The sequence below is a fragment of the Nonomuraea sp. KM88 genome, assembly GCF_052245635.1.
In the GTDB taxonomy this organism is placed as follows: domain Bacteria; phylum Actinomycetota; class Actinomycetes; order Streptosporangiales; family Streptosporangiaceae; genus Nonomuraea.
In genome coordinates, this window is record NZ_JBQQCC010000004.1 from 172671 (window position 1) to 192736 (window position 20066).

The following is a 20066-nucleotide window of genomic DNA, read 5'->3' on the forward strand; positions in this document are numbered from 1 at the left end:
AGGTTTACGGCGTTTGACCGATTGTAATAGTTTTTTTGGTCGTTCGAAGATCATTCGGTAACGTCGTGTGAGCAGTCCGTACGTATCCGAGACGGACACGTACTCGAACACGGACGCGTACACGAGAGAAGGCCGAGAGGAACTCGTGGAACAGCAACCACAGGACACCGGAAAAATCATGGATACCTCGGGAGGAATCAAAGCCGCCTTCCCACCCCGGACGGACTGGGTGGTGTTCGGGGTGGCCGCTGCGCTCACCCTTGCCTTCGTCATCTGGGGAGCGGTCGCCACCGACACGCTGGAGGGCGTGTCGACCTCCATGCTCGACTGGACGATGCACAACCTGGGCTGGGCATTCGTGCTCGCCGCCTCGGGCTTCGTGGTGTTCGTGCTCTGGCTGGCGTTCAGCAAGTACGGCAAGATCACCCTGGGCCAGGAGGGCGAGGAGCCCGAGTTCAGGACGGTGTCCTGGATCGCGATGATGTTCAGCGCGGGCATGGGCATCGGCCTGATGTTCTACGGGGTCAACGAGCCGCTCACGCACTTCGCCGAGCCTCCGCCCGGCACGCAGGAGGCCACCGCGGCCGCGGCGCAGCGGATGGAGACCTCGCTGGCCACCACGCTCTTCCACTGGACGCTGCATCCGTGGTCGATCTACGCCGTGGTTGGTCTGGCCATCGCCTACGGGTGTTTCCGCCGCGGCCGGCGGCAGACGATCAGTGCGGTGTTCACCCCGCTGATCGGCGAGCGGCACGCCAACGGAGCCGTCGGCAAGGTCATCGACATCCTGGCCATCTTCGCCACCCTGTTCGGCTCGGCCGCCTCGCTCGGCCTCGGCGCGCTGCAGATCGGCAGCGGCGTCAAGGAGGTCGGCTGGATGTCGGAGGTCGGCGAGACCCTGCTCATCGTGATCATCGCGGTGCTGACGGCGGCGTTCGTGTTGTCGGCGGTCTCCGGCGTGGAGAAGGGCATCCAGTGGTTGTCCAACACCAACATGGTGCTGGCGCTGGTGCTGGTCGTGTTCATCTTCCTGGTCGGCCCGACCGTGCTGATCCTGAACCTCATTCCCACCTCCGTCGGCTCGTTCATCGGTGATCTGGCCCAGATGGCGGCCCGCACCGAGGCCAGCGGCGGCGAAGAGGTCGCCACCTGGCTGTCGGGCTGGTCGGTGTTCTACTGGGCGTGGTGGATCTCCTGGACGCCCTTCGTCGGCATGTTCATCGCCCGCATCAGCCGGGGCCGCACCATCCGGCAGTTCGTCGGCGGCGTGATCCTGGTGCCCAGCGTGGTCAGCCTGGTCTGGTTCGCGGTCTTCGGCGGCACGGCGATGAACCAGGAGGCCGGCGGCGCGGGCCTGACCCGCGAAGCCACCGCGGAGGGCCAGCTGTTCGCGCTGCTCAACGAATACCCCCTGGCGGGCGCCACGACCCTGCTCGTGATGATCCTGGTCGGCATCTTCTTCGTCTCCGGGGCGGACGCCGCCTCGATCGTCATGGGCACGCTCTCGCAGCGCGGCACCATGGAGCCCAGCCGGGTCGTCGTGATCGTCTGGGGCGTGCTGACCGGCGCGGTCGCGGCCATCATGCTGCTGATCGGCGGCGGCGGCGACGCGGCGCTCACCGGACTGAAAAACCTGACCATTCTGGCCGCGGTGCCGTTCATGGTGGTGATGGCGGGCATGTGCGTGGCGCTCACGCGTGACCTGCGGCACGACCCGCTGATCCTGCGCGGTCAGCGTGGCGAGGAGGCCGTGGAGTCGGCCGTCATCACCGGCCACGAGCTCTACGACGGCGAGTTCGAACTCGCGGTCATCGGCGCCAACGGCGACAACGCCGAGGACGCCAAGGCCGCCGGCGGCACGCCGAGCGAGAAGTAGCTCCACCGAAGAAACGACGCCTCCCGGTGGCGACCGGGAGGCGTCGTCTTCTCATGGAGGGGCGCTGATCATCCAGGCGATCAGGTCAGCGCAAGGTGGCGGTGAAGGTGCGTCCGTGTGCGTGACGGGTCGCCGCCCGGACCTGGGTGCCGCCCGGCACGCGGCTCACCGTCACACCCTCGTCGGCGGTGTCCAGGCGGAGGGGCCGGCCGCGCAGGACGACCGTGACGTGGTCGCGTTTCATCGTGGGGTCGGACAGGGCGACGACCGTGCGCTCGCCGCTCCGGACGATGACCGAGGCGGGGCCGTCGACGAGCAGGCGCTCCGCGTGGCGCGGGCCGCCGCCGAAGACGTTGGCGGCGACGATCCCGAGCTGCTCGTGCTTGACCGCCTGCAGGCGCCGGTCGTTGGCCAGCACGGTGAGCGGGCCGTCCGCGTAGCCGCGCAGGCGGGCCTCCGTCGCGTTCGGGACCAGGGCGTAGGCCACGGCCGAGACCCCGCCGGCGGCCGGATGGGCGATGGAGGCGGTGAAGACGTTCTTGGTCACACTCGTGTCGGGATTGCTCGCCCGCACGGCCCTGCGGCTGCGGGTCACCGTCTCCAGGCCGGCGGAGACGGGCTGCCGGGTGAGGAAGGCGTATCCGACCGACGTGCGGCGGGTGTCGTTGGCGTACCGCAACCAGCGCGGCGGCGACGTGTCGCCCGCCCGCCAGGACCCGCCACGCCAGCCCTCGCCGGTCAGCACGACCGCGTCCCCGGGAGCGGCGATGCGGCTGTCCACGGTGGTCACCGCGGCGCGGCGGCCCTGGCCCGAGACGTCCGCGGCCAGCACCACGATCTCGTCGTCGAACATGAACCACGACTTGGTCGCGCGGGCGTTGCGGTAGACGACGAAGTCGTCGGGCAGGACGCCCCGCTGCTTGGCGGTGTAGGCGGCGTCGTCCGACTGCACCATGCCGGCCACGCCGTACGCGCCGAGCGTGGCGCCGCCGGAGAAGGCGTTGCCGGCCAGGGGGAAGTAGACGTAGGTGTTCTGCGACTCCGAGGAGGAGGTGAAGTTGAGCGGATGGTCCGGGTTCTCGTACCAGAACCGCCCGTACAGGTCGGGGACCGTGCGCCGCTCCTCCTCCGGCGCGGTGATCCCGGCCAGCCGGTACGGCGAGACGGCCGTGTAGTAGTCGACGCCGAAGACGTCGCGCTGGTCCTCGCCCGAGAGGTAGAGGTAGTAGGCGCCGTCACCCTGGAACCAGGGCATGAGGTTCTCGCCGTTCATGTACTCGTACTTGCTGATCCGGTCGGAGCTGCGCGCCAGCGCGAAGGCGTAACCGGGGCGGCGGTGCACGGTCCTGTCCATCGAGTTGAACGCCACCGAACGCTCGGGCGGGTTCAGGTCGGCCGCCGGGATGGCGGAGTCGGCGCGGATGGCCGCGTAGCGGGCGATGCTGACCGGGGAGACGAACGTGCCGGTGTCGGCCTCCGGCAGGAACTTGACGTATCTCTTCAGTGCCTGCGAGCCGTCGCCCTCGACGTGGTCGGCCAGGTCGGCGATGGCCTCCACGATCACCTGGACGTCGGAGTAGCCGGTGTTCGTCCGCGAGACCGCCCGCCCCTTGACGATCTCCATCATCCACCCCTCGAAGATCAGCGGGGCGAAGCCGTCGGAGACCCAGCGGTGGACCACGCCGGCCAGGTCGGAGCCGCCGCCGCTCGTCGCGCCTTCGAGCGTCCTGAGGGTCTGCACCACGCGGGTCAGCAGGGCACGCCCGTAGGAGCCGGTGTAGGCGACCGAGTGGTGCTGGATGAAGGAGCCGTCGTGGTAGTAGCCGTCGGTGACTCCGTGCTGCAGGTCGTAGGGGTCGATCGTGGCGAAGACGGTGGCCTGGTCGGAGATGGCCTTGGAGACGCGGGCGTCGTCGCCGGTGAGCGCGCCCTGCAGGATGCGGTTGCCGGTGATGTCGGCCAGGTTGGCCCCGGTGTGGAAGCGCGAGTCGAGGTCGACGTCGCCGTCCTTGCCGTTGCGCAGGTAGGCGTCCATCGAGGCGATGTACGTGGCCGTCAGATCGGGGCGCGTTTCCCGCACCAGCTCGTCCAGCAGGACCAGCGTCCTGCTTACGTGGGTGGGGATGCCGATCTCCCAGCTGTGCCAGTTGCCGTAGTAGCCCTTCGACTGGTCGCCGAAGTAGTGCTCGTGCAGCCACTGGAGCCCGTCGACGACCCGGCGCTGGACGGCGGCGTCACCGTCGAGCTCGCCGCCGGGGCTGCGGGTCGCGAGCGCGATCTCGTACAGGTACTGGTAGGCCGAGCGCAGGTTGGCGTCGTCGGTGCCGAGCGCCAGGCCGGCGAACAGCTCGCCGTCACCCGCCTGGTCCATCGCGGCCAGCCGGCGCCTGGCGGTGTCGAGCATCGCCGCCAGCTTGCCGGCGACCTCGGGGCGGGCGTTGACCTCCGCGGTCCCCGCGAAGGTCGCCACGGTGTTGGCGAGCAGCCGTGCGTGATCGGTCGCCGACGCGGCGGCGGCACGCAAGGGAGCGGCTGCCATCGCGAGCAGGCCGGCGGCCGGGAGGAGGGAGAGGATCTGACGACGGGACATGTGCGGCACTGCGGGCTCCATGCCATTGGGGGGTATGCCGGGCTCACCCTACATGATCTAGTTTTCCCAGCCCAGAGCGCACGTGGCTGGTCGTCACCGTACGTTGCCGGATGGCTCGCGGCCGCTTTCGCCCATGACCACCGGTGGGCCGTCGGCGAGCTTCTTCGACGGGAGGTCGCCGGATTCCACGCAGTTCCGTCCCGCGGGCAGGGCCGGCGGCCGGTCGGGGAACAGGTCGGTGACCGGCTCGTGCGAGCTCGGCGCGCGCATCTCGATGGTCATCTCGACGTCGCCAGGCAACTGCCCGAGCCCCTGGGCGACGGCGAAGTAGGACACGCCGTCCACGATCTTGTAGGCGTGCGCGGCGAACGACCACGCGTCCCAGGCGCCTTCCGCCGGCGGGTCGGGGTCACCGGACTCGCGCGGCGGCAGGCACACGGTGGCGTAGACGGTCCAGCCGCCGCCACGCAGTTTCCGCATGCCCCTCGCGGCCTGCCGCCGCGCCTCGCCGGCCGGATCCGCGGCCGGGCCGTCGGCCAGGACCACGGTCACCGTGCCCCGGGTGGCGGGCAGGTCGTCCGACTTCTGGAACGCGACCCTGCGGGCCGGCTCCTCGACGGCCTCGCCGACGAACGGCTGCGACACCATGACGTCGAGCCGCGCCTGGTCGGCGCGCGTCGTGGCGTCGGAGGCGGCACACCCGCTCAGCAGCACGCAGATCGGCACCAGCAGGAGTCGCCGGCTCATCGGGGGGTCACCACGCCCTGGACGTGGTCGTAGCCCAGGGCCGAGACGTCGCCGTTGCGGAAGTCGTCCTCGCTGACGCGGGTCATCTCCCCGCTCGGGTTGTAGAAGACCAGGTTGTCGCCCTCGTGCCCGACGAGCAGCACGTAGTGGGCCGGGTAGGAGTCGCCGATGAGGACCGGCACGGTGTGGCCGGCGTCCACCGCGCCGACGGCGTCGTTGAGCGCCGGGTTGACGGAGCCGGCGTCGGTGTCGTCGACGATCCGCCAGTCGTAGCGCGTGCCGAAGGAGTCGGCGTGCTCGTTCATCTCGCCGCTCAGCCCCCAGGGGGAGGTGCCCAGGCTCTGCGGCCACACGGTGTTGGTGGAGTCGTGGATGCGGTGCTGCTCGTCGGTGAACCTCTGCCGGAGCTCGGCGGCCGACAGCGGGTTGCCCTTGTCGTCCGTGGTCAGGCTCAGCGCGTACAGCGGGTCGTTCATGGCGCGGGCCACCATGATCGAGGTGGAGCCGCAGGTCGTCTGGTTCTGCTGCTCCAGCTCGACGCCGTTGACGAGCACCTTTCCGCTGCTCGCCGGGTCGACCAGGCTGAGGTGCTCGCGCAACCAGCTCTCGCTCTTGCCGCGGATGGTCGAGGCGAAGGTGGAGATGTCATCGACCGAGTGGCCGGCCGCGAGTGCCTTCATCAGGTAGGCGCGTTCCGCCTCGGAGCCGGCGTCGTCGAGGAGGCGTTGCATGCGGGCGCGGTCGTCGTCCGACAGCGCCTCCATCTTCTCGGCGGCCCTGGCCAGCTGCGCCGTGCTCAGGATGCCGTTCTCCTCCTGCGCGGTGCCGTCGATGCCCGCGGCCGCCAGCAGCACCGCGTCGAAGGCGTCGATGTGCGGCGAACGGACCGCGCCCGCGCGTGCCTTGCCCTGCACGTCGCGCAACCCGCGCTGCAGCGTGTCCACCGCGGTCTCCAGGTCTTCGAAGACCTTGATGGCGCCGGTGATGGCCCCGATGGCCCGGCCGATGTCGTCGGCGATGCCGCCGTCGCCGTCGAACGGCCACACGGTGTTCCACATGTTGCGCACGATGTCCTGGGCGCTGTCGAGCTCGCCCACCGCGTCGAGCAGGTCCTGCCGGTGCTCGCCGAGCCTGCGTTTCAGCCGGCGCAGCTCGTCGGCATATTCCGTCAGCAACGTGTCCGCCTTGCGCATGGCGGGCGCTGCCTGCTGCAGCAGGTCGTCGGTCGCTTTGAGCGCGGCGAGCGCCTCGGTGGCGGCCTCGCCCTTCCACACCGACGGCACCGAGACCTGCGTGTGGTCGAGATCGATGGCGGCCGTGTCGATGGCGCCCGCCATCCTGCGAAAGGCCCTGCCGAGGTCGTCGATGCCGTCGGGATCTCCGGGCACGTCCCTGAGGATCGAGCCCAGCGTGTTGATCGTGCTGATGGCCTCGCCGATCATGGTGACCGGGTTGGTGATCGTCGCGAGGAAGCCGACGCCCTGCTGAAGCCGGCTGATCGCGGTCGAGACCTGCAGATAGTCGTCCGAGGTCATGGACGGTCACCGGACGTGGGCGTCTGCCTGGACCGGAGGTAGTCCTCGACAGACTCGAACCCCGCGGCTGACGCGCGCGTCGCCAGGCACCACTTCTCGAGCACCTCGCGATAGACGGTGAACTCCTTCTCCCAGACCTCGCGCACGCCGGTGACGGCGGCGGCCGGGTCGCCGAGCTCGAGTTCGGGCTCGGGGGAGTCGACCTTCTCCTTCCACTCGCGGCGGGCGACCCGGAGGTCCTCCGCGGTGTCGCAGACGACTCCGGCTCTCTTCTTGATCCCGCTGTAGGCGTACAGGGCATCTGGAGAGCTCATGGTTCCTCCGGAGGTCAGCACGTGTGCGGATGGGATAAGAACGCACGGAAGAGACATACGTGACCAGGGCTGACAAAGTTTACAGTTCATCTGTCGTCTGCACTACGGCACGCCGTCTCTCCATGTGAGACGCCCCTGATGGCTGTGAGCATGCACGACGTGGCGCGCGCCGCCGGCGTGTCCCAGCGCACGGTCTCCAACGTCGTCAACAACTACGAACACGTCCGCCCGGAGACCCGCCAGCGCGTGCTCGACGCCATGGCCATGCTCGGCTACGTCCGCTTCGACGACGTCGAGGAGGCCCGCTACCGGGTTCGTCCGCAGTCGCCGGGAGGACGCCCCTTTCAGTGGGTTGACCAGGCGGGACAGTGCGACCTTCGGCGGGAGATTCACCAGCAGATGGACGTGGCTGCTCTCGCCGTTGAACTCGGCCAACTCGCACTCGAAGTCCCGCGCACGCCTCCCGCATGATCTGCTCCCTGCGCTCCACGTGGGCGCCAGTGAACACCTAATGCCGGAACTTGGTACGAAGACCAAATGAGCGTGCAGGGCGAAAACACAGTGTCTGCCGGTTCTGATGTCTCCATGTTAGGCCATAAACCAAAGGTAGGATCATGGTGTGCAGCTTCGGTACAACGTGCGCCTCTACCCGACCGCCGGTCAGCGCCAGGCGCTGGCCCGCGCGTTCGGGTGCGCGCGGACGGTGTACAACGACGCCCTGCGTGCGCGACAGGACGCCCATGCGGCCGGACTGCCGTACGTCTCCGACGGGAACCTGTCGAAGCGGGTCATCACGGCGGCGAAGCAGACACCGGAACGCTTCTGGCTGGGCGAGGTCTCCGCCGTGGTCCTCCAGCAGGCCCTGGCCGACCTGAACACCGCCTACCGCAACTTCTTCGCCTCGATCACCGGCAAACGCAAAGGGCCGAAGGTCGCCGCTCCCCGATTCCGGTCCAAGAGGGACAACCGGCAGGCGATCCGCTTCACCCGCAACGCTCGGTTCTCCATCACGGCGGGCGGAAGGCTGCGCCTGCCGAAGGTCGGCGACGTGCCGGTGCGCTGGTCGCGTTCCTTGCCCGCCGAGCCCTCCAGCGTGACGGTGGTCAAGGACGCCGCCGGGCGGTACTTCGCGTCGTTCGTGGTCGAGGCGGGCGACGAGCCGCTGCCGGAGACCGCCTCCGAGGTTGGTATCGACCTGGGCCTGACGCACTTTGCGGTGCTGTCGGACGGCCGGAAGATCGACAACCCGCGTTTCCTGCGCCGCGCCGAACGCCGGTTGAACAAGGCCCAGCAGGCCCTGTCCCGCAAGAGGAAAGGTTCGGCGAACAGGAAGAAGGCCGTCGCCCGGGTCGCCCGCGCGCACGCGAGGGTGGCCGACGCGCGCCGGGACTTCGCGCACAAGCTGTCCACCGCGTTGATCCGCGAGAACCAAGCGGTGTACGTGGAGGACCTTGCCGTGAAGGGCCTGGCCCGCACGAAGCTCGCCAAGTCGGTGCACGACGCCGGATGGGGCCGGTTCACGGCGATGCTGGCCTACAAAGCCGCCCGCGCCGGTCGGACCCTCGTGAGGATCGACCGCTGGTTCCCCAGTTCGAAGTTGTGCTCGGCGTGTGGCGCGCCGGCCAAGTCCATGCCGCTGAACGTCCGGTCGTGGGAGTGCCCGTGCGGCGCGGTCCACGACCGGGACGTCAACGCGGCGATCAACATCCTGGTCGCCGGACGGGCGGACAGGCTAAACGCCTGTGGAGCGCGGGTAAGACCGGGGCCTGCCCCGGCACAGCGCGACGAAGCAGGAAGCCTCAGAGGTGCCGCATGACGCGGCACGGGCTGAACCGCGGCCTTCAGGCCGGGGAGCGCGTCAATCGACGCCGTCGCTGACCTCCGTTTCCCCCGACGTCGAGTCGATGGCCGCCCACGCCGTCGCGATGCTCCACGAGCAGATCACCGGAAAGCCCGGCGGGCGCGCGTCGCACATCATGGTCGACTTCCACTTGAAATGCGCGAGTCCAGTCAGTGAGGGGCCGGCGCGCCCCGGCGTCCCGTCTCGAACGCCTCGGTGATCCGGTACGCGACCCGCAGCGAGCCGTGATGGGGCCGGTCACTGACCGCCGAGCCCGGTGGTGGCGGTCACGAAGAACGGCAACACGTAGACGAGCCCGCCCTGGCTCCTGAGGGTCTTCGACAGGTGCTTCCTCGCAGAGGGTCCGGCTGGCCCTCACAACGGGGGATGGCCGGATGTTGACTCCGGTTGGAGGAAGTGTGGCACACTCTCCTACGTAGCAAAAAGTTTTGTTTTGTCGGTAATTGTGCTTTCCGGAAGGTTGACAGATGCCGAGTTCCGCCGTGCCCCGACCGGAATACCCCCGCCCGCAGATGGTCCGGCAGGACTGGCTCACCCTCAACGGACCGTGGCAGTTCGAGATCGACGCCGGAGACTCCGGCCTTGAGCGCGGCCTGCGCGAACGCGAGCTCTCCGGGACGATCACCGTCCCCTTCGCGCCGGAGTCGGAGCTGTCCGGGCTCGGGCACACCGACTTCATGGAGGCGGTGTGGTACCGCCGCACCGTGACCATCCCGGCCGCGTGGGCGGGCCGCCGGACCTTGCTGCACTTCGGCGCCGTCGACCACGACGCCACCGTGTGGGTGAACGGCGTCGAGGTGGCCCGCCACCGCGGCGGCTTCTCCCCGTTCACGGCCGACCTGTCGGACGTGGCGCGCCCCGGCGAGGACGCCACGATCGTCGTACGCGCTCGCGACCCCCGCGAGGGACCCCAGGCGCGGGGCAAGCAGTCGACCCGGTACGCGAACTACGAGTGCCTCTACACCCGCACGACGGGAATCTGGCAGACCGTGTGGCTGGAGCCCGTCCCCGACGTGCACCTGCGCCGCCCGCGCATCACCCCCGACGTCGCGACCTCCTCCTTCACCGTCGTCACCCCGCTGTCCGGCAACCGACCCGGCAGCTCGGTCCGGGTGAGCGTCGCCGACAAGGACGGCGCCGTCGCCACCGCGACCGCCCGCGCCGACGCGGACCTCGCCCCCTCCCTGCGCCTGGAGATCGCGCAGGACCGGGTGCGCCTGTGGGAGCCGGGCGACGGCCACCTCTACGACGTGAAGGTCGAGCTGCTCGACGACGGCGGCGCCGTCACGGACACCGTCGACAGCTACGCCGGGCTGCGCTCCATCGCGATCGACGGCAAGCGCGTCCTTATCAACGGCCGTCCCGTGTTCCAGCGGCTCGTCCTCGACCAGGGCTACTACCCCGACGGCCTCATGACCGCGCCCAGCGACGCCGCGCTGCTCCGGGACATCGAGCTGGCGCTGGCCGCGGGCTTCAACGGGGCGCGCCTGCACCAGAAGGTGTTCGAGGAGCGTTTCCTCTACCACGCCGACCGGCTGGGCTACCTGGTGTGGGGGGAGTTCGGCGACTGGGGCGCCCACGACGGGCGCGAGCAGCGGCCGACCGCGTCCTTCGTCACGCAGTGGCTGGAGGTCCTGGAACGGGACGTCTCACACCCGTCGATCATCGGCTGGTGCCCGCTCAACGAGACCCGGCAGCCGATCCACGACCGCGTCTCCCAGCTCGACGACGTCACCCACGGCATGTTCCTGGCCACGAAGCTCGCCGACCCCACCCGCCCGGTCATCGACGCGTCCGGCTACAGCCACCGGGTGCCGGAGACCGACATCTACGACTCGCACAACTACGAGCAGGAGCCCGCCACCTTCGCCGACCTGATGTCCGGCCTGAAGAGGGACGAGCCGTTCGTCAACGACGCCGACGGCCGGCCCATCTCCGTGGCGTACCGGGGGCAGCCGTACTTCGTCAGCGAGTACGGCGGGATCTGGTGGAACCCCGAGCTGGCCGGGACCGATCAGCGGGCGGACCGGCAGACGTCCTGGGGATACGGGCAGCGGGTGCGGACCGAGGACGAGTTCCACGCGCGGTTCGCCGGGCTGACCGACGTGCTGCTGGATGATCCGGACATGTTCGGATACTGCTACACGCAGCTGACCGACGTGTTCCAGGAGGAGAACGGCATCTACCGGTTCGACCGGACGAACAAGCTGGACGTGGAGCGGGTGCGCGAGGTCCAGACCCGGACCGCCGCCTCCGAACGCTGACCTCAACACCGGCTCAACACGTCCTCAACGCGCGCGTACGGACACTGCCGTCATGAAGATTCTCCAAGCGGTATCCGTAGCCGTTCTCGGGGCCGGCCTGGTGCTCACCGGGGCCGGGCCGGCCTCCGCCCAGACCGCCGGCACCGCGCCGGCCTGCGTCGGGCGGTCGCACGCCGACCTGGGCGGGTTCGCGTTCGTCAAGAACCGCTCCTGCGGCAGGGCCGTACGCGTGAAGATCGTCATCAGGTTCGGCAAGGACTCGCCCTGCTGGACCCTGCAGCAGGGGCAGATGCGCCGGCACAACTACTGGGGGAAGTACCAGAAGGTCGTCACCTGCTAGCCAGGGCGGCCTGCCTCGCGCGGGGTCGTCAGAGGAACCGGGAGATCTCCCTCGCGGTGCTGAGCACGATGGGGGCGATCTCGTCGGCGTCCCGCTCCCCGATGGTCACCATGCCCACACTCGCGGTTGCCGGGCGTCCCGCGATGGAGATCGGGGCGGCGACACCCCAGGCGCCCGGCTGGAGCTCGCCTTCGGTGACCGAGTAGCCGACGGCGCGGGCCTGCGCTATCTCGGGGCGCTCGCCCGGGCGGGGCGGGCGGCCCGCCAGGATCGCGATCCCCGAGGCGGCGCGGTTCGAGGGGTGCCGGGTGCCCGCGCGATAGGTGACGTGGATCTGCGAGGCGCGCGGCTCGGCCACGGTGAGCACGACCGCCTGGCTCTCGTCGATGTCGAGCACCGTGATGAACGCGGTGGCGTTGCAGGTGTCGGCCAGCGCCTGCAACGCCGCCGAGGCCGCGCTGCGCAGCCGGTGTTGCACGGCGGCGTTGAGCTCGACGATGCCGAGGCCCAGGGTGAAGCGGTTGCCGACCCGGGCGGCCAGCCGGTGGTTGCCGAGCGCGACGAGGTGCCGGGAGACCGCGTTGCGGTGGATCCCGGTCAGCTGCGCGAGCTCGGTGATCGTCAACCCGTCCGGATGGTCCTTCAGGATCTCCAGCAGCCGCAGGCCGGTGTCGATCGTCTTCGACACCGCGGTGCCCGCCGTGCCGGGCTGGTCGGCGGTCATGCGGCGCCCAGCCTGGGTGCGGGGGTGTAGCGCAGCGGCAGGTGCTTGACGCCGCCGATGAAGTTCGACACCAGCCGCTCGGGAGGCCCGGCGAGCCGCATGTCCGGCAGCCGCCAGAGCAGCTCCCGGTAGAACGTGCGCAGTTGCAGCCGGGCGAACCGGGCGCCGAGGCACACGTGCGGCCCGTCCCCGAACGAGACGTGGTCGTTGGGCCGGCGCGCGATGTCGAAACGCATCGGGTCGGGGAAGCGCCGCTCGTCGAAGTTGGCCGCGCCGTGGAAGACGACGACCTTGTCGCCTGCGGCGATGGGCTGCTCGGCCAGGACCACGTCGCGTACGGCGGTGCGGCGGAAGCTGAGCACCGGCGGATGCCAGCGCAACATCTCCTCGACGGCGGTGTCGAGCAGCTCCGGGTCGTCGAGCAGCCGGCGATGCTGGCCCGGATGGCCGAGCAGCGCGACCAGCCCGCCGGGCAGGGCCGACCGCACGGTGTCGTTGCCCGCGATGACCAGGAGGAAGAAGAACATCGACAGCTCGGGATCGGTGAGACGCTGCCCGTCCACCTCGGCCGTGGCCAGCGCCGTCATGAGATCGTCCGCCGGCTCCCTGCGCTTGCGGGCGGCGAGCGCGTGGGCGTACTCGAACATGTCCTTGAGCATCGCCGGGGAACGGGGGTTGACCGGTCGGCCGTCCGGGCCCCGCTCGACGGTCGCGTGGTCGGGATCCTGGTAGCCGATCACGCGGTTGGTCCACTCCAGGATCTGGCCGCGGTCGGCGAGCGGGATGCCGAGGAGATCCGCGAGGTTGTGGATCGGGTAGTCGTCGGTCACGTCCACCGGCAGGTCGCACTCGCCCCGCTCGGCGATCTCGTCGATGAGCAGCCGGGCCCGCGTCGCGATGCCGGCGGCGAAACGTTCGACGCGCCTCGGGGTGAACACGCCGGAGACGATCCGCCGGAGCCGGCCGTGATCCGGCGGATCGAGGTTGAGCATCATCCGCCGGATGAACGACAGGTCGGCCGGGTCGGGGTCGCGGATCTGGGTGGCGCCGAGCCAGGAACTGAACTCGCTGGGCGACCGCAGGACACGCACGACGTCCGCGTGGCGGGTCACCGCCCAGAATCCGGGCCCGGCCGGCCAGTCGCCGACCTCGTGCTCCTCCTGCCAGCGCACGGGGTGGTGGTCACGTAGCAGGCGGTACGTCTCGTGCGGGATGCCCTGTGCGTAGATACGCGGGTCGAACACGTTGACCGTCGTACTCACGGGCAACCCTCCAAGGGATCGGTCAGGCGGCCAGGAAACGTTCGATGGCCGACACGAGGGCCAGCGGCGTCTCGTCCATCGCGTAGTGGCCGGCGTCGGCGAAGGTCAGCAGTTCGGCGTCGGTGTACCACTGCAGCCAGGTGCCCCGCATGACGTCGGCGGAGAGCGCGGGGTCGTGCTCGCCGGCGATGACGAGCACCGGCGTGGCGGAACCGGTCACCTCGGTGTGGAAGTCGGTCTTGGCCCAAGCGTCGAGGTACGCACGGTAGGCCGTCACCGTGGAGTTGCCCAGCGAGCCGGCCACCATCTGGTCGAGCCACACGCCGGGAAGCCGGTTGCCGGTGGTGAGGTCGATGATGGCGCGCCGGTTGCCGGGCTCCTCGGCGGACCCGGAGAACAGCGCCCAGCTCTGGTCGTCGAACGGCACGCCGGAGGCCGGCACCGGGGAGATGCCGACGAGCTTGCTCACCCGCCCGGGCGCGTCCAGCATCACGCGCTGCATCGCCGTCCCGCCCATCGAGTGGCCGACCAGGGAGAACGTCTCCCAGCCCAGCTTGTCGGCGAGCGCGATCACGTCGCCGGAGATCTCGGCGAGGGAGTACTCGCCGGTGAGGTCGCGCGCCTCGCCGTACCCCCGGTAGTCGGGGAAGGCGTAGCTGAACGCGTCGCCGTCCAGGTAGGGCTGGATGTTCCTGAAGGAGCTGCGGTCGCCGAACCAGCCGTGCAACACGATCACGTGGTGCTGCCCGGAGCCGGTGACGTCGTGGGGGAGGACGACAGGGGCCATGGTGTTCTCCTTAGCGTTCGGGGCAACCGGATGGGTCGGCGGGCGGCATCTCGCTCGGGTGCTGGGCGCCGCCGTGGCACTGCAGGCTGAACCAGACGTACTTGCCGTTCTCGTGCTGGACCGCGCCCCACTGGTCGGCCTGCGCCTCCACCAGGAACAGGCCGCGCCCGCTCTCGGCGAAGAAGTCGGGAGCCCGGCGCGTGGGGAGGGTCGGGTCGTGGTCGCAGACCGCCAGCCAGATCGTGGTGGCTCCGGCCCGTACGTTGATCCTGATCCCGGAGGAGCCGCAGGGTGGCGGGGCGGCGTGCTGGACCGCGTTGGTGACCAGCTCGCTGGTCAGCTCGGCGATCGTCGCCTCGTTCGCGGGGGAGAGCGGCAACTTCCAGGAGGTGAGCATCCCCGCCACCCAGCGGCGGGCGATGGACGAGGCGATCGGCGAGCAGGGCAGATCGCACCAGCGGGAGAGCAGCCGGCTCGTGGAATCGGTGAGCACGTTCACGGCGCGCTCGCTCTCGCCGGCAGCAGGTGGCAGGTCAGTGCGCCGCCGGTGCGGGCTCTCGATCCCACGCCGCCCTCCATGGGGCGCTTGGGGGTGCGTCCGGCCTCGGGTTTCAGATCAATCGCGAACACGGCGTGGGCTTCTCCCGGATGCCCAAATAATGGGCGCGGTGGTCAAAAAACGGGCGTGCAGCGAGGAAAGCATCGGCCGGAACAGGGTCGATGTCAATGCGATTGACAGAAAAAGTCGATCATTCGTCACGACGGTTGCGAAGGCGCTGCCGCGATGTCCCGTTTGCGGCGAAATGCCGCATGGTTTTCGCCGGACACACGTCGGGCGCGGGACCGGCCACCGGTCCCGCGCCCGCTGCTGTGCCCCGGCGTCTCACCGCCGATGGGGAATCTCCTGTGCGGGCTCTCGTACGGGCTCTCGTCCGGGCTCCTCGTCCGGGCGGTAGCCGAGCCGGCCCCGGGTCGCGACGATCAGCAGGAACGCCGCCGTGGCGCCCGCGAGCAGCGTGACCCGGCTCGCGTGCTCGGCGTCGGCGATCGACGGGAACATGTCCGAGTAGACGATCGACATGAAGTTGTTGACGCTGACGTGCAGCAGCATGACCAGCGGCAGGCTCTGGCCGGTCCGGTTGAACACCCAGGTGACGACCACGCTGAAGACGACGGCGAAGGCGACGAACTCGCCGATCCGCAACCGGGTGACGTCCGGCCATCCACCCCACTCGCTCAGGAACAGCGGCAGGTGCCAGACGCCCCACAGCGGACCGAGGACGACGGTGGCGCCGAGCGGGCCGAGCCTGCGCTGCATGCGGGGCAGGGCGAAGTCCCGCCAGCCGGGCTCCTCCGCCAGTCCGGTGGTGGCCATCTGGATCAGCAGGCCGGGCACGTAGGCCACCAGCGCGGCGACGGGCGGCATGTGGATGTCCTCGTCGGAGAGCGCGAACCCGGTGACGATGACGGCGGCGGGAACGCCGAGGGCCGTTCCGAGATACCAGATCCAGCTGACCCGCCACCTGGTCATCCGCCTGACCCACCGGCGGACGCCTTCCTTGCCGTCCGCGACCCTGGTCACGAGGTAGGCGGCGAAGACGGGGCCGAGATAGGCGCCGGGCAGGACGCCGGTGAACTGCGTGGTGCCGAGCAGCGTGGGGAAGGAGAAGTCCAGGATGCCCAGGCCGTTGTTCGACAGGACGTAGGGGGCCCAGGCGACCCAGCTCAGCAGGTTGGCCAGGACGAAGAAACTGATCACCGGACGGCTGCGCATGAACCCCCGGACCCCGTTCTGTCCGGCATCGACCTGGTTGTCGACGACCATCCCACTTCCTCCTCAGGTGCGCCCGCTTGGCTGACGGTGACGAGCACACCAGTCACGCACCCTCCTCGTCGCTCCCGCGTACACCCCATTCGAGGTACAGGTAGGGGCACCTGTGCGGAGAACGCCCAGGTGAGCGCGCCGTTCGCAGGTGCGGCGCATCGCCGGGGGCCGGCCGTGTGGCGGCCGGGCCGGACGCGTGCGCGGGTGAAAGTTTCATGGGCCGGAATATTCGCGAAGGAAGTGTCCGGCCATTTGGCGCGCATCTCGGGCGTTCGCCGACGGACCCTTCGGCCGGCACGTAGTTGACATTTGTATTGGTTTTTGGAGAACCTGTTTGGGAGCGCTCCCACGATTGGTCCGGAACCTTCCTCTTGAAAGGACACATCGGTGGATTCACTGCTCAAGAATCAAGGGCTCTTCCTGGCCCTGTACCGGATCGTGATAGGGCTGCTGTTCGCCTGCCACGGCGCGGCGACACTCTTCGGCGTGCTGGGCGGTCCGCAGGGCGCGGTGCCCGGCATCGGCCAGTGGCCGGGCTGGTGGGCGGCCGCCATCCAGCTGGTCGGCGGCGTGCTCGTCATGCTCGGCCTGGGTACGCGTGCCGCCGCCGTCATCTGCTCGGGCAGCATGGCCTACGCCTACTTCTTCGTCCACCAGCCGCAGGCGCTCTTCCCCATCCAGAACGGCGGGGAGAAGGCCGCGCTCTTCTGCTGGGGTTTCCTGCTCGTCGCCGTCCTCGGCCCCGGACGCTGGGCGCTGTCCACGCTGCTCGCCCCCTCACGCCCTCTCGCACACGAAAAGAGATGACGGCGGCGGCGTTGCGTACCTGCCTATTGTCATTGCCGGCACGGGAGCTATTCCTGGCCGCCGGAATTCCTCGCGCACGCGAAAACCCGTCCGCGTGATTCAGATATTCACCACGATTCGGCCTCCGGTCAGATATCCGTCCAGGGCCGGAGCTTTTCTGGATTGAGCACGGCCCAGATGCGCTTGATCCGGTCGCCTGCGACGTCGAACGCCATCACCACGATGGTGGCGCCGTCCTGCTGGGCCACGAGCCCGGGCCGGCCGTTGACCGTGCGCTCCAGGATGGTCACGTCGGGCGCCAGGCGGGCGATCTCGACGAAGCGCCGCGCGAGGCGCTCGCGGCCCTCGATCGGGCGCAGCACGGCGTTGACGACCCCGCCACCGTCGGCGGTGCCCGTGACGTCGGGGTCGAGGAGGTTGACGAGGGCGTCGATGTCCTTGGCCTCCCACGCCTGCTTGAAGTCCCTGACGATGCCGGCCTGCCGGGCCGCGGGGGCCTGGGGCGGTCGCGCGGTGCGGATGCGGCGGCGGGCCGAGGCGGCCAGCTGGCGGCAGGCCGCCTCGGTGCGCCCGACGATCCCGGCCACCTCGGCGAAGGAGTAGCGGAAGACGTCGTGCAGGATGAACGCCACCCGCTGGGCGGGAGTCATGGATTCGAGCACGACGAGGAACGCCATGTTGACCGACTCGTCGAGGGTGACCCGATCGGCCGGGTCGGTCCCGGTGGCGCCCGGCCGGCCGGCACTCCATTCCGACTGCTCGGGCAGCGGCTCGGGGATCCATTCGCCCACATATCTCTCGCGCCGGGCCCGCGCCGAGCCGAGCAGGTCGAGGCAGATGCGGCTGGCGACCGTCGTCAGCCAGGCGCCGGGGGAGTCGATGGCCTCCTGCTGCCGCCGGGACATGGCGTACCAGCGGGCGTACGTCTCCTGCACGACGTCCTCCGCGTCGGCGAGGGAGCCGAGGAGCCGGTAGGCGAGATTGATCAGGTGACGCCGCTCGCTCATGATCGCGCTCAGGCCCGGATCGGGCCGGGCGTGTGCCGGCTCGGATGGGGTGGTCATGGTGCCGCGGCTCCCTCGTTCGCATCTGTCCCTACCCGTACGACGAGACACGGCACCGAACTGTGAGGGGCGGCGAAGTGGCTAGTCGTCCTCGGTGAACACCATCTCGCGGCGCTTGCGGATCGTCGGGAGGACGGCCACGACGAGCGCCGCCAGCGCCACGGCCAGCAGCACCGCGGAGATCGGCCGGGTCAGGAAGACCGACGCGTCGCCGCGAGAGATGATCATCGCCCGCCGCAGGTTCTCCTCCAGCAGGGGCCCGAGGACGAAGCCGAGCAGCAGCGGCGCCGGCTCGCAGCCGCACTTGATCAGGATGTAGCCCAGGAGCCCGAAGAGCACGATCGCGTAGACGTCGAACGCGTTGAACCCCAGCGAGTACGTCCCGATCGAGGCGAACAGGATGATCATCGGGAACAGCACCTGGTACGGGATGCGCAGCATGCGCACCCACATGCCGATCAGCGGCAGGTTCAGCAGCACGAGCAGCACGTTGCCGATCCACATCGACGCGATCAGGCCCCAGAACAGCGCGGGCTCGTCGGTGATGACGTTCGGGCCGGGGGTGATGCCGTGCACGATGAACGCGCCGACCATCAGCGCCATCACCGGATGGGCGGGCAGCCCCAGGGTGAGCAGCGGGATGAACGACGTCTGCGCGGCCGCGTTGTTGGCCGACTCGGGGCCGGCGACGCCCTCGATCGCGCCGCGCCCGAACTCCTGCGGCCGCTTCGAGATGCGCTTCTCGACGGCGTACGAGGTGAACGAGGCCAGCACGTGGCCACCGCCGGGCAGGACGCCCAGCGCGGCGCCGAGACCGGTGCCCCGCAGGATCGGTCCGACGATCCGGCGCCGGTCCTCGCGGGTGGGCCAGAGATTCTTCACCTTGCTGACGATCGCCGTGCGGGTCTGCTCGTTCTCCAGGTTGCGCAGGATCTCGGCCACGCCGAACATGCCGACGGCGACCGACACGAAGTCGATGCCTCCGTACAGCTCGCGCTGGCCGAAGACGAACCTGGGCGTGCCGGTGTAGATGTCCTGGCCGACCGTGCCGAGCAGGACGCCGAGGAAGATCATCGCCAGGGCCTTGATCGCGTTGCCGCGCGCCAGCGCGATCGACACGATCAGGCCGAGCAGCACCAGCGAGAAGTACTCGGCCGGGCCGAACTGCAGCGCGACGCGGGCCAGCGGCGGGGCCGCGATGGCGAGCGCGACGGTGGCGATCGTGCCCGCGATGAACGACCCGATCGCGGCGGAGGCCAGCGCCGGGCCGGCCCTGCCCTGCCGGGCCATCTCGTGCCCGTCGAGCGCGGTGACCGCCGCCGACGACTCGCCGGGCAGGTTGATGAGGATTGCGGTCGTCGAGCCGCCGTACTGCGCGCCGTAATAGATGCCGGCCAGCATGATCAGCGCCGTCACCGGCTCGAAGTTGAACGTGATCGGCAGCAGCATCGCCACCGTCGCCGTCGGCCCGATGCCGGGCAGCACGCCGACCGCCGTTCCGAGCAGCACACCCACGAAGCAGTAGAGGACGTTCTGGATCAGGAGGGCCGTCGAGAAGCCCAGGGCGAGGTTGTCGAGAAGTTCCATGCCTCAATCCGGATGTCGCGTCAGAACCCCAGCCACGGGCCCCAGAGCGGGAGCCGCAGTTGGAGCCCGACGACGAAGATGAGCGTGCCGGCCAAGGTGAGCCCGGCGGACACGGCCACGGCCGTGAGCAGCCGCACGCGCGAACTGGCCAGCGTGGTGAGCAGGGCGGTCACCGCCGACGCCGGCACGAACCCGAGCCCCCGTACGGTGAACCCGAAGAACACGAGCGCGAGCGTGATGGCGGCGACCGCACGCCAGGGGATCCGCCCGAACACGATCGCCTCGCCGGCGATGAGCCCCTTGATGACGATGGCCAGGCCCAGCGCGGCCACGAGCACGCCGACCAGCAGCGGGAAGGCGCCGGGGCCCATCCGCAGCGGGGTGCCCAGCTCGTAGCCGAGCGACCCCACCACGAATGCGCCACCGATCAGGATGAAGATTCCCCCGGCGAGGACGTCGGGGAAGGAGCGGCGGCGCTCCACC

The 20066-nt window shown here is 69.8% G+C and carries 19 protein-coding genes and 2 pseudogenes; 7 read left to right on the plus strand and 14 right to left on the minus strand.

All coding sequences use genetic code 11. The features are described 5' to 3' along the window. Nucleotides 1–241 precede the first annotated feature (241 nt). Complete coding sequence (locus ACTWPV_RS14125; RefSeq protein ID WP_443152082.1) at nucleotides 242–1876, plus strand: BCCT family transporter; 1635 nt, start codon at nucleotides 242–244, stop codon at nucleotides 1874–1876. Between the two features lie 85 nt (nucleotides 1877–1961). Here ACTWPV_RS14125 and ACTWPV_RS14130 read toward each other — a convergent pair whose 3' ends face one another. The 4 genes from ACTWPV_RS14130 to ACTWPV_RS14145 all read right to left on the minus strand — a co-directional run bounded on the left by ACTWPV_RS14130 (nucleotide 1962) and on the right by ACTWPV_RS14145 (nucleotide 7062). Continuing rightward, complete coding sequence (locus ACTWPV_RS14130) at nucleotides 1962–4466, minus strand: polysaccharide lyase family 8 super-sandwich domain-containing protein (RefSeq protein WP_443152083.1); 2505 nt, start codon at nucleotides 4464–4466, stop codon at nucleotides 1962–1964. Between the two features lie 93 nt (nucleotides 4467–4559). Continuing rightward, entirely contained in the window at nucleotides 4560–5213 is a 654-nt protein-coding gene (locus ACTWPV_RS14135) for a hypothetical protein (protein ID WP_443152084.1), read from the minus strand. Next, nucleotides 5210–6748: a WXG100-like domain-containing protein gene (locus tag ACTWPV_RS14140; protein ID WP_443152085.1), complete on the minus strand. Its 1539-nt coding sequence runs from the start codon at nucleotides 6746–6748 to the stop codon at nucleotides 5210–5212. Before ACTWPV_RS14140 ends, ACTWPV_RS14135 begins: the two co-directional genes overlap by 4 nt. Further along, nucleotides 6745–7062 carry a hypothetical protein gene (locus tag ACTWPV_RS14145; protein ID WP_443152086.1) on the minus strand — a complete coding sequence of 106 codons (318 nt, stop codon included), beginning with the start codon at nucleotides 7060–7062 and terminating at the stop codon, nucleotides 6745–6747. The genes ACTWPV_RS14140 and ACTWPV_RS14145 overlap by 4 nt, the downstream gene beginning before the upstream one ends. Nucleotides 7063–7212: 150 nt before the next feature. Here ACTWPV_RS14145 and ACTWPV_RS14150 point away from each other — a divergent pair. After that, nucleotides 7213–7329, plus strand: a pseudogene (locus tag ACTWPV_RS14150) (LacI family DNA-binding transcriptional regulator); the annotation flags it as partial. A gap of 51 nt (nucleotides 7330–7380) precedes the next feature. On the opposite strand, the pseudogene ACTWPV_RS14155 reads toward ACTWPV_RS14150, so the two are convergent. Continuing rightward, nucleotides 7381–7599, minus strand: a pseudogene (locus ACTWPV_RS14155) (IS200/IS605 family transposase); the annotation flags it as partial. Between the two features lie 82 nt (nucleotides 7600–7681). On the opposite strand from ACTWPV_RS14155, the gene ACTWPV_RS14160 reads away from it, so the two are divergent. From ACTWPV_RS14160 to ACTWPV_RS14175, 4 genes are all read left to right on the plus strand, one after another. Then, the gene (locus ACTWPV_RS14160) at nucleotides 7682–8878 is read left to right on the plus strand and encodes an RNA-guided endonuclease InsQ/TnpB family protein (RefSeq protein ID WP_443152087.1); all 1197 of its coding nucleotides are present in this window, start codon (nucleotides 7682–7684) and stop codon (nucleotides 8876–8878) included. Then, entirely contained in the window at nucleotides 8868–9122 is a 255-nt protein-coding gene (locus tag ACTWPV_RS14165) for a substrate-binding domain-containing protein (protein WP_443152088.1), read from the plus strand. Before ACTWPV_RS14160 ends, ACTWPV_RS14165 begins: the two co-directional genes overlap by 11 nt. A 268-nt stretch (nucleotides 9123–9390) precedes the next feature. Beyond that, nucleotides 9391–11187, plus strand: a complete 1797-nt coding sequence (locus ACTWPV_RS14170; protein WP_443152089.1) for a glycoside hydrolase family 2 protein — start codon at nucleotides 9391–9393, stop codon at nucleotides 11185–11187. A 52-nt stretch (nucleotides 11188–11239) separates the two neighbouring features. Next, the gene (locus ACTWPV_RS14175) at nucleotides 11240–11527 is read left to right on the plus strand and encodes a hypothetical protein (protein WP_347645703.1); all 288 of its coding nucleotides are present in this window, start codon (nucleotides 11240–11242) and stop codon (nucleotides 11525–11527) included. A 28-nt stretch (nucleotides 11528–11555) separates the two neighbouring features. On the opposite strand, the gene ACTWPV_RS14180 is transcribed toward ACTWPV_RS14175, so the two are convergent. The 6 genes from ACTWPV_RS14180 to ACTWPV_RS14205 all read right to left on the minus strand — a co-directional run bounded on the left by ACTWPV_RS14180 (nucleotide 11556) and on the right by ACTWPV_RS14205 (nucleotide 16125). After that, nucleotides 11556–12251: an IclR family transcriptional regulator gene (locus ACTWPV_RS14180; protein ID WP_347645704.1), complete on the minus strand. Its 696-nt coding sequence runs from the start codon at nucleotides 12249–12251 to the stop codon at nucleotides 11556–11558. After that, a complete protein-coding gene (locus ACTWPV_RS14185; RefSeq protein ID WP_443152090.1) occupies nucleotides 12248–13513 on the minus strand; it encodes a cytochrome P450 in 1266 nt (421 codons plus the stop codon). Before ACTWPV_RS14185 ends, ACTWPV_RS14180 begins: the two co-directional genes overlap by 4 nt. A 22-nt stretch (nucleotides 13514–13535) precedes the next feature. After that, nucleotides 13536–14300, minus strand: coding sequence for an alpha/beta fold hydrolase (locus ACTWPV_RS14190; RefSeq protein ID WP_443152091.1), 765 nt, complete (start codon nucleotides 14298–14300; stop codon nucleotides 13536–13538). A 10-nt stretch (nucleotides 14301–14310) separates the two neighbouring features. Next, nucleotides 14311–14799 carry an ATP-binding protein gene (locus tag ACTWPV_RS14195; RefSeq protein ID WP_443152092.1) on the minus strand — a complete coding sequence of 163 codons (489 nt, stop codon included), beginning with the start codon at nucleotides 14797–14799 and terminating at the stop codon, nucleotides 14311–14313. Then, nucleotides 14796–14930, minus strand: a complete 135-nt coding sequence (locus tag ACTWPV_RS14200; protein ID WP_347645708.1) for a hypothetical protein — start codon at nucleotides 14928–14930, stop codon at nucleotides 14796–14798. The genes ACTWPV_RS14195 and ACTWPV_RS14200 overlap by 4 nt, the downstream gene beginning before the upstream one ends. A gap of 253 nt (nucleotides 14931–15183) precedes the next feature. Further along, complete coding sequence (locus ACTWPV_RS14205) at nucleotides 15184–16125, minus strand: CPBP family intramembrane glutamic endopeptidase (protein ID WP_443152093.1); 942 nt, start codon at nucleotides 16123–16125, stop codon at nucleotides 15184–15186. Nucleotides 16126–16512: 387 nt separating this feature from the next. Between ACTWPV_RS14205 and ACTWPV_RS14210 the strand changes: the two genes are divergently transcribed. Next, on the plus strand, nucleotides 16513–16932 hold the full coding sequence (locus ACTWPV_RS14210; RefSeq protein ID WP_443152094.1) for a DoxX family protein: 420 nt from the start codon (nucleotides 16513–16515) through the stop codon (nucleotides 16930–16932). Between the two features lie 128 nt (nucleotides 16933–17060). On the opposite strand, the gene sigJ is transcribed toward ACTWPV_RS14210, so the two are convergent. The 3 genes from sigJ to ACTWPV_RS14225 form a co-directional block, all read right to left on the minus strand. Further along, a complete protein-coding gene (gene sigJ / locus ACTWPV_RS14215) occupies nucleotides 17061–17996 on the minus strand; it encodes an RNA polymerase sigma factor SigJ (protein ID WP_347645711.1) in 936 nt (311 codons plus the stop codon). A gap of 81 nt (nucleotides 17997–18077) precedes the next feature. Further along, nucleotides 18078–19583, minus strand: a complete 1506-nt coding sequence (locus ACTWPV_RS14220; RefSeq protein WP_347645712.1) for a tripartite tricarboxylate transporter permease — start codon at nucleotides 19581–19583, stop codon at nucleotides 18078–18080. Between the two features lie 20 nt (nucleotides 19584–19603). Then, on the minus strand, nucleotides 19604–20065 hold the full coding sequence (locus tag ACTWPV_RS14225; RefSeq protein ID WP_347645713.1) for a tripartite tricarboxylate transporter TctB family protein: 462 nt from the start codon (nucleotides 20063–20065) through the stop codon (nucleotides 19604–19606). Nucleotide 20066 lies beyond the last annotated feature (1 nt).

Coding starts and splice junctions, on each gene's coding strand:
- ACTWPV_RS14180 (WP_347645704.1), bottom strand. CDS start 12,251: ATGACCGCCGACCAGCCCGGCACGGCGGGCACCGCGGTGTCGAAGACG.
- ACTWPV_RS14175 (WP_347645703.1), top strand. CDS start 11,240: ATGAAGATTCTCCAAGCGGTATCCGTAGCCGTTCTCGGGGCCGGCCTG.
- ACTWPV_RS14205 (WP_443152093.1), bottom strand. CDS start 16,125: ATGGTCGTCGACAACCAGGTCGATGCCGGACAGAACGGGGTCCGGGGG.
- ACTWPV_RS14220 (WP_347645712.1), bottom strand. CDS start 19,583: ATGGAACTTCTCGACAACCTCGCCCTGGGCTTCTCGACGGCCCTCCTG.
- sigJ (WP_347645711.1), bottom strand. CDS start 17,996: ATGACCACCCCATCCGAGCCGGCACACGCCCGGCCCGATCCGGGCCTG.
- ACTWPV_RS14190 (WP_443152091.1), bottom strand. CDS start 14,300: ATGGCCCCTGTCGTCCTCCCCCACGACGTCACCGGCTCCGGGCAGCAC.
- ACTWPV_RS14130 (WP_443152083.1), bottom strand. CDS start 4,466: ATGTCCCGTCGTCAGATCCTCTCCCTCCTCCCGGCCGCCGGCCTGCTC.
- ACTWPV_RS14135 (WP_443152084.1), bottom strand. CDS start 5,213: ATGAGCCGGCGACTCCTGCTGGTGCCGATCTGCGTGCTGCTGAGCGGG.
- ACTWPV_RS14140 (WP_443152085.1), bottom strand. CDS start 6,748: ATGACCTCGGACGACTATCTGCAGGTCTCGACCGCGATCAGCCGGCTT.
- ACTWPV_RS14145 (WP_443152086.1), bottom strand. CDS start 7,062: ATGAGCTCTCCAGATGCCCTGTACGCCTACAGCGGGATCAAGAAGAGA.
- ACTWPV_RS14170 (WP_443152089.1), top strand. CDS start 9,391: ATGCCGAGTTCCGCCGTGCCCCGACCGGAATACCCCCGCCCGCAGATG.